Below are 1,152 nucleotides of genomic sequence, written 5' to 3'. Positions count from 1 at the left end.
GCGCCAGACGCGCGCCACGATGACGACCTCGCGCGGCTCGCGGATCGGGGTGAGGCGGCACCAGGTGCGCGGCTCGGCGAGGTAGCGGGTCTGGGAGATCAGCAGCTCGGTGAGGCGCTTGCCCTCGATGACGGGACGGGTGGCCAGCCAGGTCAGGACGCCCGGCGGGACGATGTACAGCACGTGCCAGGGCGACTCGAACGGGATGCCCGCGAACCTGAGCATGAGGATCCACGGCACGAACACGCCGAGGAACACGCCGATCTGGACGAGCGGCAGCGGCATGGGCAGCCGCAGGTCGTACAGCTTGTACAGCCGTTTCTCGATGCGCCAGATGTTCGTGTACGTGGGTAGATCCACGCCCCTACTCCCCTAACTGCCCGAGCACGGGTCCGCCTGCCGATCCTCCGTCCGGGGGGTCAGGAGACGTCCACGCCGAGGGCCTTGGCTATCGCCTTGGCCGTGGTCTCGATGATGTTGGGCACGTAGAAGACCACCCCGATTCCGATCGCCAGCACGATGAATTGGACGAAACGCGTGATCTCGCGGGTGAACAGGAAGAAGATCGCGACAATGGAGACGATCACCAGGAAGAGCGGGCCGAATATCTGGCGGAGCCAATCGGCGAGCTGGTCGGTCTGGAGTTCGTCGTCGGGCGCCGCCAGGATTTCGTGGGGAATCGACGCCATGATGTGGTGCAGCATCGACTGCTACCTTCCTTGGTCGGCGGATCGGCTGGGGGGTGGTTTCCTCAAATCGCGGCCTCTCATGATGCGCTCGGTTCGGTGGTGCCGCGAATGTCGCGCACGAGCCAGGTCGTGCCCCTCTTGACCATGGCGAGCCGGTAGGTCTGGTCGAGCTCGCCGCCACCGCCCTGCGCGAGCTGCCACACGACCGTCGCGGTGACGGTGCGCTCGCCCGCGGACCCCTTGGGCGCCACGACCTCCTTGACCTGCATGAACCGGACGGTGTTGGCGAGGCCCGCGATGGCCGTCCCGGTGGAGGAGAAGCGGGACAGGGCCGCCTGGTTGCCGGTGGCGTACTCCTGGAAGAACGTTCCGAGGAACGGCTGAAGCTCGCTTTCGAGAGCGGTGTCGCGGTCTTGGACGCCGCTCGGGGGAAGCTTGGCCTTGGTCGGCGGGGGAAGGAGGG

Annotated in this window: 3 protein-coding genes; all 3 read right to left on the bottom strand. The window is 66.8% G+C overall.

Features of this window, described 5'->3' with window-relative positions:
- Window positions 1–360: conjugal transfer protein (locus tag E1264_RS42750; RefSeq protein ID WP_132183302.1), on the bottom strand; the 360-nt coding region annotated here is incomplete at its 3' end.
- A 59-nt stretch (window positions 361–419) separates the two neighbouring features.
- On the bottom strand, window positions 420–689 hold the full coding sequence (locus E1264_RS42745) for a hypothetical protein (protein ID WP_243711526.1): 270 nt from the start codon (window positions 687–689) through the stop codon (window positions 420–422).
- A gap of 77 nt (window positions 690–766) precedes the next feature.
- Window positions 767–1,152: conjugal transfer protein (locus E1264_RS42740; RefSeq protein WP_132183298.1), on the bottom strand; the 386-nt coding region annotated here is incomplete at its 5' end.

The sequence above is a fragment of the Actinomadura sp. KC216 genome (assembly GCF_004348535.1).
GTDB lineage: Bacteria > Actinomycetota > Actinomycetes > Streptosporangiales > Streptosporangiaceae > Spirillospora.
Note: the sequence above shows the minus strand (reverse complement) of the source record. Positions and strands in the feature narration are given on the sequence as shown.

Coding starts and splice junctions, on each gene's coding strand:
- E1264_RS42745 (WP_243711526.1), bottom strand. CDS start 689: ATGGCGTCGATTCCCCACGAAATCCTGGCGGCGCCCGACGACGAACTC.